Origin of the sequence: Hydrogenophaga sp., assembly GCF_019635465.1 — a bacterium.
Taxonomy (GTDB): Bacteria; Pseudomonadota; Gammaproteobacteria; order Burkholderiales; family Burkholderiaceae_C; genus Hydrogenophaga.
The window spans coordinates 184,061-198,175 of sequence record NZ_JAHBZK010000002.1 but is presented as its reverse complement, the minus strand read 5'-3'; the positions used below and the strand labels follow the sequence as shown (position 1 = coordinate 198,175).

The 14,115-nt window shown below is 69.4% G+C and carries 13 protein-coding genes; 5 read left to right on the top strand and 8 right to left on the bottom strand.

Features of this window, described 5'->3' with window-relative positions; translation table 11 throughout:
• Nucleotides 1–1,017, top strand: coding sequence for a 2Fe-2S iron-sulfur cluster-binding protein (locus KF871_RS02560; RefSeq protein WP_291137858.1), 1,017 nt, complete (start codon nucleotides 1–3; stop codon nucleotides 1,015–1,017).
• Between the two features lie 12 nt (nucleotides 1,018–1,029).
• Here the strand turns inward: KF871_RS02560 and KF871_RS02555 are convergent, their stop codons facing one another.
• Both KF871_RS02555 and KF871_RS02550 read right to left on the bottom strand, forming a co-directional pair.
• Nucleotides 1,030–2,232, bottom strand: coding sequence for a CoA transferase (locus tag KF871_RS02555; protein WP_291137855.1), 1,203 nt, complete (start codon nucleotides 2,230–2,232; stop codon nucleotides 1,030–1,032).
• Between the two features lie 10 nt (nucleotides 2,233–2,242).
• Entirely contained in the window at nucleotides 2,243–3,217 is a 975-nt protein-coding gene (locus KF871_RS02550; RefSeq protein ID WP_291137851.1) for a tripartite tricarboxylate transporter substrate binding protein, read from the bottom strand.
• A gap of 129 nt (nucleotides 3,218–3,346) precedes the next feature.
• Between KF871_RS02550 and KF871_RS02545 the strand changes: the two genes are divergently transcribed.
• On the top strand, nucleotides 3,347–4,324 hold the full coding sequence (locus KF871_RS02545; protein WP_291137848.1) for a LysR family transcriptional regulator: 978 nt from the start codon (nucleotides 3,347–3,349) through the stop codon (nucleotides 4,322–4,324).
• Nucleotides 4,325–4,341: 17 nt separating this feature from the next.
• Here KF871_RS02545 and KF871_RS02540 read toward each other — a convergent pair whose 3' ends face one another.
• The 5 genes from KF871_RS02540 to KF871_RS02520 are packed head-to-tail and all read right to left on the bottom strand — an operon-like array spanning nucleotide 4,342 to nucleotide 9,290.
• On the bottom strand, nucleotides 4,342–5,250 hold the full coding sequence (locus KF871_RS02540; protein WP_291137846.1) for an EamA family transporter: 909 nt from the start codon (nucleotides 5,248–5,250) through the stop codon (nucleotides 4,342–4,344).
• A 5-nt stretch (nucleotides 5,251–5,255) separates the two neighbouring features.
• Nucleotides 5,256–6,230 carry an SDR family oxidoreductase gene (locus KF871_RS02535; protein ID WP_291137843.1) on the bottom strand — a complete coding sequence of 325 codons (975 nt, stop codon included), beginning with the start codon at nucleotides 6,228–6,230 and terminating at the stop codon, nucleotides 5,256–5,258.
• A gap of 7 nt (nucleotides 6,231–6,237) precedes the next feature.
• Nucleotides 6,238–7,164 carry a bile acid:sodium symporter family protein gene (locus KF871_RS02530; RefSeq protein ID WP_291137840.1) on the bottom strand — a complete coding sequence of 309 codons (927 nt, stop codon included), beginning with the start codon at nucleotides 7,162–7,164 and terminating at the stop codon, nucleotides 6,238–6,240.
• 15 nt (nucleotides 7,165–7,179) lie between these two features.
• Nucleotides 7,180–8,493, bottom strand: coding sequence for an NAD(P)-binding domain-containing protein (locus KF871_RS02525; protein ID WP_291137837.1), 1,314 nt, complete (start codon nucleotides 8,491–8,493; stop codon nucleotides 7,180–7,182).
• Nucleotides 8,490–9,290 (bottom strand): SDR family oxidoreductase, encoded by an 801-nt coding sequence (locus tag KF871_RS02520; protein WP_291137834.1) that lies wholly within the window; start codon nucleotides 9,288–9,290, stop codon nucleotides 8,490–8,492. Before KF871_RS02520 ends, KF871_RS02525 begins: the two co-directional genes overlap by 4 nt.
• Before the next feature lie 94 nt (nucleotides 9,291–9,384).
• Here KF871_RS02520 and KF871_RS02515 point away from each other — a divergent pair, with 94 nt between their 5' ends.
• Nucleotides 9,385–10,149: an IclR family transcriptional regulator gene (locus KF871_RS02515; protein WP_291137831.1), complete on the top strand. Its 765-nt coding sequence runs from the start codon at nucleotides 9,385–9,387 to the stop codon at nucleotides 10,147–10,149.
• Between the two features lie 17 nt (nucleotides 10,150–10,166).
• On the opposite strand, the gene KF871_RS02510 is transcribed toward KF871_RS02515, so the two are convergent.
• Nucleotides 10,167–10,922 carry a response regulator transcription factor gene (locus KF871_RS02510; protein ID WP_291137828.1) on the bottom strand — a complete coding sequence of 252 codons (756 nt, stop codon included), beginning with the start codon at nucleotides 10,920–10,922 and terminating at the stop codon, nucleotides 10,167–10,169.
• A gap of 71 nt (nucleotides 10,923–10,993) precedes the next feature.
• Here KF871_RS02510 and KF871_RS02505 point away from each other — a divergent pair, with 71 nt between their 5' ends.
• Entirely contained in the window at nucleotides 10,994–13,564 is a 2,571-nt protein-coding gene (locus KF871_RS02505) for an ATP-binding protein (RefSeq protein ID WP_291137825.1), read from the top strand.
• Between the two features lie 119 nt (nucleotides 13,565–13,683).
• Entirely contained in the window at nucleotides 13,684–14,025 is a 342-nt protein-coding gene (locus KF871_RS02500; RefSeq protein WP_291137822.1) for a hypothetical protein, read from the top strand.
• Nucleotides 14,026–14,115 lie beyond the last annotated feature (90 nt).

Sequence of the window (14,115 nt, the reverse complement as noted above, 5' to 3'; positions counted from 1 at the left end):
ATGGCCCACCGCATCACCTGGCTGGAAACGGGGCACAGCTTCGACGCCGACGGCGATGAGGCCGTGCTGAGCGCGGCGCGCCGCAGCGACGTGCCCTTTGCCTACGACTGCCGCTCCGGCGGCTGCGGCACCTGCCGCGTTCGCATCGTCGAAGGCGCCGTGCGCTACGAAGACGACGAACTGCCGATGGGCCTGAGCGAAGAAGAGGCCGCCGCGGGCCAGGCCCTGCTGTGCCAGGCCCGCGCCTGCGGCGACCTGGTGGTGAGCGCCGATGTGCCCGACCTCGGCGCGCCTGCCCAACGCATGCTGGCGCGCGTGGAACAGGTCCACGCCTTGTGCGGCGACGTCACGCGCCTGTGCCTGGAACTGCCGGTGGATGCGGACTTCCGCTTCCGACCCGGTCAGTACATGAACGTGCACCTGCCCGACGGCGGCCACCGCAGCTTCTCGATGGCCTCGCGCCCCGACGGCACGCGTGTGGACTTCCACATCCGGCGCATCCCCGGCGGCCGCTTCACCGACGCCGAGCTGGGCACCCTGCAGCCCGGCGACGCGCTGGAGGTGGAACTGCCACTGGGCAGCTTCTGCCTGCGCCCGCAGGACTACCGCCCCATCGTCATGCTGGCCACCGGCACCGGCCTGGCGCCGCTCAAGGCCATGCTGGAGTCGCTCAAGGGCGACGAAGACTGCCCTCCGATCCACCTGTACTGGGGCGCGCGCACCGAGGCCGACCTGTACCTCGACGAGGCCATCCGGACCTGGGGCGACGGCCTGTACGAGTTCAACTACGTGCCGGTGCTCTCACGCGCGGGCGCCGAGTGGCCGGGCCGCCGAGGGCATGTGCAGCAGGCGGTGCTCGAAGACCTGGGCGACCAGCTGGGTGAGTGCGCGTTCTACCTGTGTGGCTCGCCGGCCATGATTGCCGACGCCAAGGCCACGCTCGCCGCACGCGGCGCCGACCCGGCGTTCTTCTACTCGGACAGCTTTCTGTTTCAGCGCGAGGCGGTGACGGGCTGAACACTCACTTCTTCAGTCGCAGGCGGACACCGACTCGACAGACGTGGACGGTTCCGGCTTCGTCCGCGCAGCGCCGGCACCCAACGCGGGCGCACCCGGTCTGCTGATCTGCATCGATGACGCCGCCAGGTGAAAGCCCAGGCCAGCGGTGTGTACCCGCCGCTCTCCCTGGGCAAACTGCCAGGCCGGCATCGTCACCTTGTCGCCGTCGCGCACCTCGCGCACGAACTCACCGAGCGAGCGCACGCGCGCCGCCGGCACACCCTCAGCGTTCAGACGCTCCTCCATGTCGGCCGCGCTGCGGCTGGCGAAGGCGGCGTTAAATCGCTCGCGCAAGTACGGCAGATCCCTCGCCACCACAAACCCCGCGTCGGCCCGAAAGGCCACCAGATCCAGGGCGCGCTCGTCTTCGCACAAGTCACTCAGGTCCAGCACCGCCGCCAGCCGACGAAACTGCGCTGGCGTGTTGGCCGCCGTGGCCAGCCAGCCGTCGCAGCACCGATAGGTATCGGCCGTGGGGCTGCCTGTGTAGCCACGGTTGCCCACCCGCCTGGGCTCGACACCGCTGCTGAGAAACGCACTGACGTTGGGGTACATCAGCATGAGCGAGGCCTGCACCATGGAGGCATCGATGGTCTGGCCGCAGCCGTCACGCGCGCGCTGCGTCAACGCCCCCATGATGGCCATCGACGCAAGCACGCCGGCGGCCACATCGATGACAGGGAAACCCACCTTCACCGGCGGGCCATCCGGGTCATCGCCCGACATCATCATCATGCCGGTCAGCGCCTGAATGACGTGGTCGTACGCGCCGCGCTGTGACCACTCCCCTTGCTGTCCATAGCCGGATATCGAGCAATACACGAGTGAAGGGTTGATCTCCCGCAAGGACGCTTCGCCCAGGCCGTAGCGCGCCACTGTCCCGGGCCGCAGGTTTTCGATGAAGACGTCTGCACCTCGCGCCAGTTCTCGAACAGCCGCCAGGCCCTCAGGCGTGCGGATGTCGTGCACCGCCGACTGCTTGCCCGCATTGAGCGCGACGAAGCCGTCCGGCAAGTCGCCCTCCTCTTGCTTGGCGTTGCGCATCACGTCACCCGAAGGTGGTTCGATCTTGATCACCTCGGCACCAAGCTGGGCCAGATAGAACGAGGCCAGCGGCCCGGCGATCACGTGCGAGAGGTCCACCACCCGAACGCCTTGAAGCGGCAGAAACATGCCGTGCTCCTCAGCTGGCCGTCACGCCGGCCAGCTTGATGATGTCGGCCCATTTGCCGTTCTCGCTGCGCACAAAGGCTGCGAATGCCTCGGGTGAGGCGCTCGTGATCACCGAGTTGCCGCTGGCACCAAACTGCGCCGCCACCTGCGGGTCCTTCAAGGCGCTGGCGATGGCCCGGTGCAAGGTGGTCATCACCTCTGCCGAAGTCTTGGCGGGCGCCCAGAAGCCAAACCAGGACTCCTGCACAGCGAGCTCGTTGCCGAGCACCTCCTGCAAGGTGGGCACGTCCGGAAACTCGGGCAGTCGGCGCGACGATGTCACCGCCAGCATGCGCAGCTTGCCGCCCTTGACCTGCGGCACGCCAGTGCCGGCGACCGGAAACGCGAAATGGACATCTCCACGCAGCAGCGAAGCCGTGATCTCCACCGACCCGCGCAGGGGAATGTGCGTGGCCTTGAAGCCCGCCAGGGACACCAGCGTGGCAGCGGCCAGGTGCGCCGAGGTGCCAATGCCGCCGGAGCCATAGTTGAAGTCACCGGGCGACGCCTTAGCAGCGGCAATCACGTCCTGCACGCTGCGGTAGGGACCGTCGGCGCGAACCACCATCACGGTGGGCGAGGCGGCCATGTTGCAGATGGGCGCGAAGTCCGCCACCGGATCGACGTTGATCGCAGGCTGCAGCAGCTTCTGGATCAGGTGGGTGTTCGAGCCCATCAGCAGCGTGTAGCCATCGGCGGCTTGCTGGGCCACGTACTGGGCGGCCAGCACGCCCGCGGCCCCCACCTTGTTCTCGGCCACCAGCGACTGGCCGAGCGTGTCGCGCACGCGCGGCATGAACTGACGCAACAGCACGTCGGGCCCGCCACCCGCGGCGTACGGAACGATCACGCGAACCGGCCGGTTCGGATAAGGCTCGCTGGCGCGAACGCCATGAGCGGCCAGGGCCATGGGCAGCGCGGCTGCCAGCAGTTGTCTGCGTTGCATGTATTTGTCTCCAGCAATTCGTGTGTCGATGGGAAGCCCGACGGGCAGGGAACGGCGTCAAGCGTAGGGACCTTCACGCATTGCCGGAAGTGATAAGTTTTCATAAGCTGATTACCAAAGGTGATCACAATGCCAACCGCTTCCACCCCCGCGTTGCAACGCCTAGCCTCGCGTCTGCGCTTTCGCCACCTGCAGTTGTTGATCGAGCTGGACCGCTGCGGCAGCCTGCGTGGCGCAGCGCAGGCCCTGAACCTCACCCAGCCGGCCTTGAGCAAGGCCCTGGGCGAGATCGAGTCGGTCTTCGGCGTGCCACTGTTCGAACGCAGCGCGCGCGGCGTGGTGACCACGGCGCGTGGCAGTGCAGCAGTGCGTGGTGCGATGGCACTCCTGGGTGAGCTCGGCCAGCTGCACGAGGACGTTACCGCCGTGGAGCCCATGCAGACATTGCGCATCGGTGCTCCACCGTTTGTGGCGCAAGGCTATTTGCCGCCACTGCTGGCCGCCTTCACAGCGTCGGCCGGTCGGGTGCTGCTGATGGAAGAGCGGGTGCCGCGTTTGCTGGAGGCACTGGAAGCCGGTGAGCTGGACGCGCTGCTCACCAGCTACCCACCACACCTGCCCGATGCACTGCGCTCGCGCTTGCGCTACGAGAAGCTGTTCGACGAGGCGGTGGTCGTGATCGCCAGTCCGCGACACCCCATGGCTGGCCTGCGGCGCATCCGCTGGCATCGACTGGCGATGGCGCGATGGATCATGCCGGCCAGCGGCTCCATGGTTCGGCGCGCCCTCGAGGAGTGCTTCGTCAGGGAAGGCGTGGTGGCACCCGCGCCACTGGTGGAGTCCACCAGTCCATTGACCAACATCGAACTGGTTGCGCAAGGCATCGGTGTTGGCGTGGTACCCGCCGCTGCCTTGCAGGCATCCCACGCGCAGCGCCGGGTCGTCAAGCTTGATGTATCGCCGCCCATACCCGCCGTGCCGGTGGCCCTGATGTGGCGGGAAGGATTCGCCGAGTCACGGGTGGCGGCCATACGCGCTCTGTTGCCTGGGCACCTCGGCCCGCGACGGCGGCGCCCGTCTGGCCGATCAACCGAACGCCCGCATTGATGGCGTGAGCGAGGCGATCACGCGCTGCGCACGCGCGAGCCGGACCACCATCCCCCAATCTGGTTGATCACCAGGCCACCAAGTACCGCGGCGGCGCCCAGCCACTGCTGCAGCACCGGCGCTTCGCCATACGCCGCCCAGGCGGCCCACAGGCCCACCACCGGCACCAACAACGAGAACGGCGTGACCCGCGCCGCCGCATGTCGTTGCAGCAAACGGGTCCACAGGCTGTAGGCCAGCAAGGTGGCGCCCAGCGCGAGGTAGAGCACGGCAAACCACGCGCCCACACCCATGCCCGCGAGTTGTTGCGCCACCACCGAGGGTCCTTCGGTCCACAGCGCGAGCAGGCAGAACGGCACGATGGGAAACACGCTGCTCCACACGATGAAGGGAAACGGTTCGTAGCGCGCCACCTGGCTGGCGCGCCGCGCCACCAGGTTGGACACCGCCCACATGAAGGCCGCCGACAGCGTGAGCACGAAACCCGCCAGCGTCATCTGGCCCGGTCCCTCGCCGTGTGCGGCCGCGATCAGCAACAGGCCGGCCAGCGCCACCACCAGGCCCAGCCACTGGTGCGCGCGGGCGCGCTCGTGCAACAGCGGCACCGCCAGGGCCAGCGTGAAGAAGGCCTGCGTCTGCATCACCACCGAGGCCATGCCGGCCGTCATGCCGAGCTTCAAACCCAGGAACAGAAAACCGAACTGCCCCAGGCCCTGTGCCAGCCCGTAGCCCGCAATGAATCGCCACGGCAATGGCGGCGGTCGCACGAACAGCAGAAAGGGCAAGGCCGCTGCCGCAAACCGCAGCGCGCCCAGCAGCATGGGGCTGAGCGACTGCAGGCCGAGCTTCATGACCACGAAGTTCAGGCCCCAGATCACCACCACGCCCAGCGCGCGCAGCCAGTCGCCACGCGAAAGCGGTGTCACCGCACTCACAGCGGTCGCCCCTGCGCGCGGCGCGCGGCGACAAAGGCGTCGAAGGCCTCGGCGCTGGTCTTCTTCGGCACATAGCCGAAGCGGTTCTTGAGCGCGCTGTTGCGCAGCACCGGGCGGTAGCGCAGAAAGTCGAGCTGCTCCGGCCCGTAGCGCGAGACGCCCAGCGCGCGTCCCACCGTGAGGGCCAGGCGCAGCAGGGGCGCGGGCAACACCCGCGCGCGCTTGCCCAGTCGCGCGGCGATGTCGTGGATGCTCAGCGCACCGTCGCCGGCCAGGTTGAAGCAACCTTCGGGCGCGTCGCCACTGAGCGCGTGCAGCAAGGCGCCGATGACGTCGTCGTCCCAGATGAAGACGAAGGGGCTGTCGCTGCCCGCGATGGCGATGGGGCGCGGTTTCTCGAACAGCGCGGTGATCTGGTTGTCCACCCGCTCACCCAGGATGGTGCCGATGCGCAGCACCGTCTGCGCCAACGTCGGGTGATTGCTGCGCGCCTCGGCCAGCATTTCTTCGACCTGGCGTTTGTGGTCGGCATAGGCAAAGGCAGGGTGACCGCGCAACGGGTGGTCCTCGCTGAGCCAGTCGGCGTTGTCGGGGTGGTAGCCATAAGCGGCGCCACTGGAGGACACCACGAGGTGCTTCACGCCGTGCGCCAGGCAGGCGCTGAGCACGTTGCGTGTGCCGCCCACGTCCACCGCGTATTCAATCTCGCGCGACGAGTCCTTGCCCGGTGTGACGATGGAGGCCAGGTGCACCACGGTGTCGATGCGGTGCTCGGCCATGACCGCGCCCAGGCCCTGGTCGCGCACATCGACCACGCGGTAGACGATGCCGGGCAACTGACGCTCGGGCGGCACGGCGCGCACGTCGGTGGCCACCACGCAGGCCGTGTCGGGCCGCTGCGCCAGTGCCGCCACCAGGCCGCGGCCCAGAAAACCGTCGGCGCCGGTGATGAGGATGCGTTGGGCTCTCATGCGTCTCTCATGCCTTGGCCACGGCCGGCACGCCGCCCTGCAGCGGGCGGCGCCCCCACCATCCAGCGAGCAGCATGCCGGCGATGATGTCCCAGAAGCCCCACACCCCGGCCACCACCGCCATGCCGCCCAGGCCGCCGAAGAAGCTGAAGATCAGCACCAGGCCCAGCCCCGCGTTGCGGATGCCCACCTCGATCGACAAGGCGCGGCGGTCGTAGTCCGGCAGGCCCGCCGCACGCGCGCACAGCCAGCCGATCGCGAAGGCCAGTGCATCGTGCAAGGCCACGGCCAGGATGACCAGGCCCACGTAGTCGAGGAAGTAGCGCCAGTTGCCGGCAATGGCGCCCACGATGAAGCCGATGAGCGCCAGAAAACTCAGAATGCGCACGGGCTTCTTGAAGCGCGCTGTCAGCACCGGGAAGCGGTGCGCCACCCACAGACCCAGTGCGAACGGCAGGCCGATGATCAGCAGGATGTGGCCCACCATCTGCAGCGGGTCGAGCGCAATCGTCTTGAGCAGTGCCGAGGCGCTGGGGTGGATGCCGCCCCAGAACGCAAAGTTGAGCGGCATGGCGACGATGGCGATGGCGTTGGAGACCGCCGTCATCGACACGCTCAGCGCCACGTTGCCGTTGGCGCGGTGCGTGAGGATGTTGCTCACGTTGCCCGGTGGGCAGCAGGCCACCAGGATCATGCCGAGCGCGATGCTCGGGCCCACGCCCAGCAGCAGCGTGAGGCCGAAGGTGATCGCCGGCAGCGCAAGGAACTGCGCCGCGATGCCCACCGCAAACGCCAGCGGCATGCGCAGCACGCGGCGGAAGTCGTCGATGCGCGTGTCCAGCGAGATGCCGAACATCAGAAACGCCAGCACCGCGTTGAGCACCGCGAGCGAGGCGGGGTTGAAGTTGAGCCGGATTTCGTCGACAGGCAGCATCGTCACTCCCGGTGATCAGCCGAACGCCCTGGCCGCTTCGCGCACGGCGTTGCGGTAGGTGTCCTTGTGCACGTAGTAGGCCATGCGCTCGAGCTGCAGGTAGCGGTAGCCACCCGACAGATCGGGTGGCGGCCCGAGCTTGGCGGCCTTGAGCGCAGCGGCCTGCGGCGCACCGGCGTCGAGCGCCTTGAAGTAGCGCGCCACCAGCTCGGCCTGTTCGTAGCGGCCCTGCCAGCCCAGACCGCTGGCCTCCACCATGCCCAGCACCGCCACGCGGTCGAAGCGCGGCGCAAAGATGTTGAGGTACAGCCTCGGTGCCATGCCCTCCCAGTTGAGCAGCGCGCGATCCATGAAGGGGTAGTGCAGCTTGTAGCCGGTGGCCGTGAGGATCAGGTCGTAGTCGCGCGCACTGCCGTCCTTGAAGTGCACGGTGTGGCCGTCCAGGCGCGCGATGTCGGCGCGCACGCCCACGTCACCATGACCGATGTGGTACAGGATGAGCGAGTTCACCACCGGGTGCGATTCGTACATGCGGTACGCGGGCTGGGGGAAGCCGAAGCGCACCGGGTCACCGGTGAACCACTTGAGGATGGTGCTGTCGACGCGCTGCTTGAGCCAGGGCGGCAACTTGAACTTGCCGCCCACCGTATCGGCCGGTTTGCCGAACACGTACTTGGGCACGAAGTAATAGCCGCGGCGCACCGAGATGTCGACGCTGCGCGCGTGGTGCACCGCGTCGACCGCGATGTCGCAACCCGAGTTGCCGGCGCCCACGATGAGCACGCGCTTGCCCGCCAGCTGGGTGGCCGACTTGTACTGCGCCGTGTGCCAGATCTCGCCATCGAACTGGCCCTCGAAGCGCGGCAGGTTGGGCTCGGCCAGCGTGCCGTTGGCAATCACCACGCCCTTGTAGGTCTCGGTCACCGGTGCGGCTTCACCGGTCTGCGAGGTCACGCGCCACAGCGTGTCGGGCGCGTCCAACACCGGCTCTGCCTTGAGCACGCGCGTGTTGAATCGGTAGTGATCGCGCAGCCCGAAATGCGTGGCAAAGGCACCGAAGTAGTCCAGCAGCTCGCGGTGGCTCGGGTAATCGGCGACGTGTTCGGGCATGGGGAATTCGTTGAACTCCGTCATGTGCTTGCTGGAGATCAGGTGCGCCGATTCGTACACCGTGGAGCGCGGGTTGCCGATGTTCCACAGCCCACCCACGTCGCTGTGCGTCTCGAAGCCCTGAAAGGCGATGCCGTGTTTTTGCAGGCAGCGCGCGCCGGCCAGGCCCGAGGGGCCGGCGCCGATGAGGGCGATCTGTTGTTCGGTCGATGGGGTCATTTCAATCCGGGGATGTCGGTGGCGCCGGGTTCGCCCGCGCGCGGCTTGCGCGGCTGGCCCAGCAGGATGCGGTCGTGCAGCCGCGCGGGCAACAGCCCCAGCGCGCGCGAGAGCCAGCCCACGCGCCGCGGCAGCACGATGTGCTCCTCGCCGCCGGCCACGCCGGCGAGCAAGGCCGATGCGGCTTCGTCGGGCTCGAGCAGGCCCGGCATGGCAAAGCGGTTGCCCGCGGTGAGCGCGGTGCGCAGGTAGCCAGGGCTGACGGTGTGCACCCGCAGGCGCGTCGGGCGCAACTCGGCGCGCAGGCTTTGCAGGTAGGTGATGAGCCCCGCCTTGCTCGCACAGTAGGCGCCGTTGCCCGGCATGCCACGCCAGCCGGCAATGCTGGCCACGCCCACCAGCGCGCCGCGGCGGCCGCTGTCGCGCATGGGTGCCAGAAAGGGCGAGAAGGTGGTCGCCACGCCAAGCAGGTTGATCTCGAGCATGCGGCGCATCACGCGCAGGTCGTCGGGCTCGGCGGTGTCGAAGCCGCCCGCCACACCCGCGTTGGCAATCACCAGGTCTGGCGCGCCGAAGCGCGGCAGCCAGTCGGCAGCCACGGCACGCATGGCGGCCGCGTCGCTCACGTCGGGTGTGTAGACCGCGCAGCGCGCCGGCGCCAGCGCGGCCAGCTTGTCCAGTGCGTCGCGTTGCAGCCCCACCAGGGCCACGCGCGCACCCCCGGCAATGAGCCGGCGCGCCAGCGCCTGGCCCAGGCCGCCACAGGCGCCCGTCAATACGGCGTTCTGGAATGGCAAGGCGGTTGTCTCCGTTGTCTTGATCTGGACGGCGACTGTAGAGGCCCCTACACTGCGTCTCGAAAACTTTTCACGATCTGTCTCGAATTTCGAGATGTCCGACATTCCTATCGACCCCACCACCCCTGGCCTGCGCCTGCTGGATCTGCTCGACCTGCTGGTGCGCGAGGCCCGCCCGTTGAGCCTGCCCGAGGCCGTGGCCGCCTGTGGCTGGCCCAAGCCCACGGTGCACCGCATGCTGGCGCAACTGGAGGCCGGCGGCTGGCTGCAGCGCGAGCCCGACGGGCGCCGCTATGGCCTGGCCTCGCGCCTGCTGCGCCTGGGCGAAGGCGCGCTGGGTGCCAGCACGCAGCACGGCGTGCGGCACGCGGTGCTGCGCCAGCTGGTGGCCGACATCGGCGAGAGCTGCAACCTCACCGCGCTGTCGGGCGCCGAAGTGGTCTACCTCGACCGCGTGGAGTCGGCGTTTCCCCTGCGCCTCGAACTGCGCCCCGGCACCCGCGTGCCGCTGCACTGCTCGGCCAGCGGCAAGTTGTTTCTCGCGCACCTGCACGCGGCGCGCCGCCAGGCCCTCCTCGACAACCTGACCCTGAGCCGCCACACCGCCGCCACCCTGACCGAGCGCGAGGCCCTCGACGCCGAGCTCGCCACCATCCGGCGCCAGGGCCACGCCTTCGACGCCGAGGAGTTCGTCGACGGTCTGGTGTGCATTGCGGTGCCAGTGCGCGCCAGCGGCGAGCGCGCGGTGCGTTGCGCGCTGGCTTTGCAGGCGCCATCGGCGCGCGTCTCGCTGGCCGATCTGCCGCAGTTCCTGCCGCGGCTCACGCAGGCCGCGCAGGCGCTGGCCCGCACGCTGTAGGTCACGGGACCAATCGCTCAGACCAGCGTTTCGACCGCCGTGTTGAACCGGTAGCCCGCGCCGCGCTCGGTGACGATCAGCGTGGGCTTGGCGTGGTCGACCTCGAGCTTGCGGCGCAGGCGCAGCACCTGCACGTCGATGGCGCGGTCGTACACCTCGGCGTTGTGCAGGCGCGAGAGGTCGAGCAACTGGTCGCGGCTGAGCACGCGCTGTGGCGCGCTGCAAAACGCCACCAGCAGGCTGTACTCGTTGTTGGTCAGGTCCAGCTTGCGGCCGTCCGGCGCCAGCAGACGCCGGGTGCGCAGGTTGAACTCCCAACCCGCGAACCGGAACGCGCGGCGTTTGTCGCTGCGCACCTCGTCCAGCGGCGCGCGCTGCTGGTAACGGCGCAGCACGGCGCGAATGCGCGCCAGCAGCTCACGCGGGCTGAAGGGCTTGGTCACGTAGTCGTCGGCGCCCAGCTCCAGACCCATCACCCGGTCGGCTTCTTCGGCGCGACCGGTGAGCAGGATCACGGGAATGGCGGCGCGCTCGCGCAGTCGCCGCGCCAGCGACAGGCCATCTTCGCCGGGCAGGCGCAGGTCGAGGACCACCAGGTCGATGGCCTCGGCTTCGAGTGCATCGAACATGGCCTTGCCGCCGTCCACGGTGGTGACTCGCATGTCGGAGTCCCCCAGGTAGCCCTGCAGCAGCTCGCGCAGCGCGGGGTCGTCGTCAACGACCAGGATGTGGGGCGGGGTCTCCGACCCCGGGGCTTCTTCCGACACGGACATGCAAGGCTCCAGGCGCGGCACCTGCGCCCGCGCGGATTCGATGGTAGCGTCAACGCCTCGCGCGCACGGCCATGCCCACCACCGAACTCTTTCTCGACGACGACGAAGCGGACACCGCACCCCCGCGCTGGCGCGAGGTGGTGCTGCACCGCTCGGTGGTGCTGCCGGTGCTGCTGGCCGCACTGCTGCTGCTGGGGCTGGCCGCCGGTCTGGCCGGCCTGCGCCAGCAGAACCTGGACGCCGAACGCCGCACCCTGGGCGCCCTGGTGGCGGCGCTGGCCGACCAGGCCGACAGCGCCCTGGCGGCGTCGCAAACCGCCATGCAGGCCACCACCGAAGAACTCGCCAGCGGCAGCTGGCACCCCAGCGACCCGGTGGCCCAACCCCTGTTGCGCGCGCGGGCCGCGGCCCTGCCGTGGGTACGCCAGCTGCTGATCGCCGGGCCCGACGGCAGCGTGCTGCAAAGCGCCGACGACGATGCCGAACCGCCGCCGCTGGCGCAGGCCGACTACTTCCGCGCGGCCCTGGGTGCACCGCCCGGCAGCGCCGGCCTGGGCACGCCCGAACGCTGGCCCGGCGAGCCGCAACCCTGGGTGCCCTTGTCCATGCCCTGGTACCTGGGTGATGGGCGCCAGGCCGGCGTGATCGTGTTGGCGGCCGACCCATCGCTGCTGGTGGGCGGCTTCACCCGCACCAGCCCGGCCGCCGATGCACGTCTGCAGCTGGTGCGCAGCGATGGTCGGCTCTGGCTGGCCGAGCCCGCCGTCAGCGACACCGTGGTGTGGCCCGAAGGCTGGCGCCCACCCGCCGACGAGCGCGCCTGGACACTGGACCTGGACAGCACCCACGCCGGCGGTCGCGATCGCCACTGGCTGGTGGTCGGGCGCGCCTTGCAGCGCGCGCCCATGACCATGGTGCTCACACGCGACCGCGACGCCGTGCTGCAGGACTGGCGTGGTCAGGCGGCGCTGGCCGCCGCCGTCGGTGGCATCGCCTTGCTCATCACGGCCGCACTGAGCCTGCGCCACGCCCGCGAGCAGCGCTGGCGCGAACTGAGTCAACACCACCTGCAGCGCCAGCAGGCGCGCGCGGCGCGCGCCTTCAACGCGGCACGCGAGGGCCTGTGGGAATGGTTGCCCGAACGGGAGCGCCACTACCTGTCGCCGCGCATGCGAGAGCTCATGGGCTTTCTGCCGGGCGACGAGGCGCGCGCCAACGCACCGCTGGGCTGGGACGACCGCATCGACGCCGACGAACGCGCGCGCCTGGCCGAGGCCTTGCGCGCGCACCTGGCGCAGGGCAACGCAGACTTCTCGGTCACGTTGCGGGTCACGCCGCCCGGGCAAACGCCACGCCATGTGCGCGTGCGCGGCCGTGCACTGGCACGCACCGACGGCGCCGCACCGGCGCTGGCGGGCACCGCCTACGACGTGACCGACGAGGTCGCCATGGCCGATCAGGCCCGTCGGCTCGACGAGCAACTGCAGCGCGCGCGCCGCCTGGAAGCCCTGGGCACGCTGGCCGGCGGTGTGGCGCACGATTTCAACAACGTGCTGGCGGCCATCCAGGGCTTTGGCGAGCGCGCCCACGAGCAGACAGCACCCGATCACCCCACGCGCGTGCACCTCGATCGCATCCTGGAGGCGGCACGCCGCGGCAAGACCCTGGTGGAACGCCTCACCGCGTCCGGCCAGGGCAGCGACGGCCAGCCCCGACAGGTGCGCCCGCGCGAGGTCCTGCGCGAGGCCTGGGCCCTGGCCACCGAGGGGCTGCCCGCCACGGTGCACGCGAGCCTGGACATGGCCATCGACGACGTCACGCTCGACGGCGATCCGGTGGCCTGGTTCGAGGCCTGCCTGAACCTGCTGCGCAACGCCGTGCAGGCGCTGCACGGCCAGGGGCGGCTGCAGGCCAGCCTGCACCTGGAGACGGTGACCGAGCCGCGCGTGCTCTGGCATGGTCAGTTGCGGCCCGGCCACTGGCTGCGCCTGAGCGTGCTCGACGACGGACCCGGCATTGCCCCCGAGCACCTGCCGCACCTGCTGGACCCCTTCTTCACCACGCGCGCCGGCACCGGTGGCACCGGCCTGGGCATGACGGTGGTGCACAACACCGTGCGGGACGCCGATGGCGCGCTCGACCTCCAGACCGCCCCGGGCGAAGGCACGCGCTTCGACCTGTACGTGCCGTGGCGACCGGTGGCGGGCCAGGTGCCGCCCAATGCGGCGGCCGCGCCCGTGGTGCCCACCGCCGGCGGCCAGGGCGAAGTGATCCTGGTGGTGGACGACGAACCCGCTCTGGTGGAGTTGCTGGAAGAAACCCTGGCCGACCTGGGCTACGAACCGCGCGGCTTCACCCAGTCGAGCGACGCGCTGGCCGCCTTCACCACCGAGCCCGCGCTGTTCGATGCGGTGATCAGCGACCAGCTCATGCCCGGACTCAACGGCCTGAGCCTGATCGCCCGTTGCAAGGCCCTGGCGCCCGACATCGTCAGCGTCATCGTGACCGCCTACGGGGGCACCGACTTCGAGCGCCGCGCGGCCGACTCGGGTGTGGACGCGGTGATCAAGAAGCCGCTGTCACTGGCCGAGCTCAGCGACACGCTCGAGCGCCTGTTCCTGCAACGCCGACGTTGCAAGTGAAACCGGCGCCCTCCGGCGCCGACACATGCCGTGCGGCAAGCACCGCGAGCATTCGCTGCGTGGTCAGAACAACGCAGCAATCACCACCCTCCGACACCGCTGCAACCCTGGAGATTTTCATGAACGTTCGCAACGCCCTCATTGCCTCGGCGATCGCTGCCCTGGGTGCCAGCACCTGGGCGCAAGGCACCACCACGGCGCCGGCCACCAAGCCGGCCACGTCGGCCACCATGACGATGCCCGCGCAGACCAAGAAGGACCTGGCACTGCAGAAGAAGGAACAGCTCGCCAAGAAAGAGGCCGAGCGCAAGGCCAAGCACGACCAGGCGGTGGCCAAGAAGAAGGAAGAGAAAGAGCTGGCGCAGAAGCACAAGCTCGAACTGGCCAGCCACAAGCCCGCCGCGAAAGCCGACATGAAGGCGGACATCAAGGCAGACACCAAGACCGAGACCACCAAGTAAGCCCCTCGGGCGCGCCTCCTCGCGCCTTTTGAACGGCCATCTGCGGATGGCCGTTTTTTTTGCAGAATGACCGGCCGACCCATACGACCG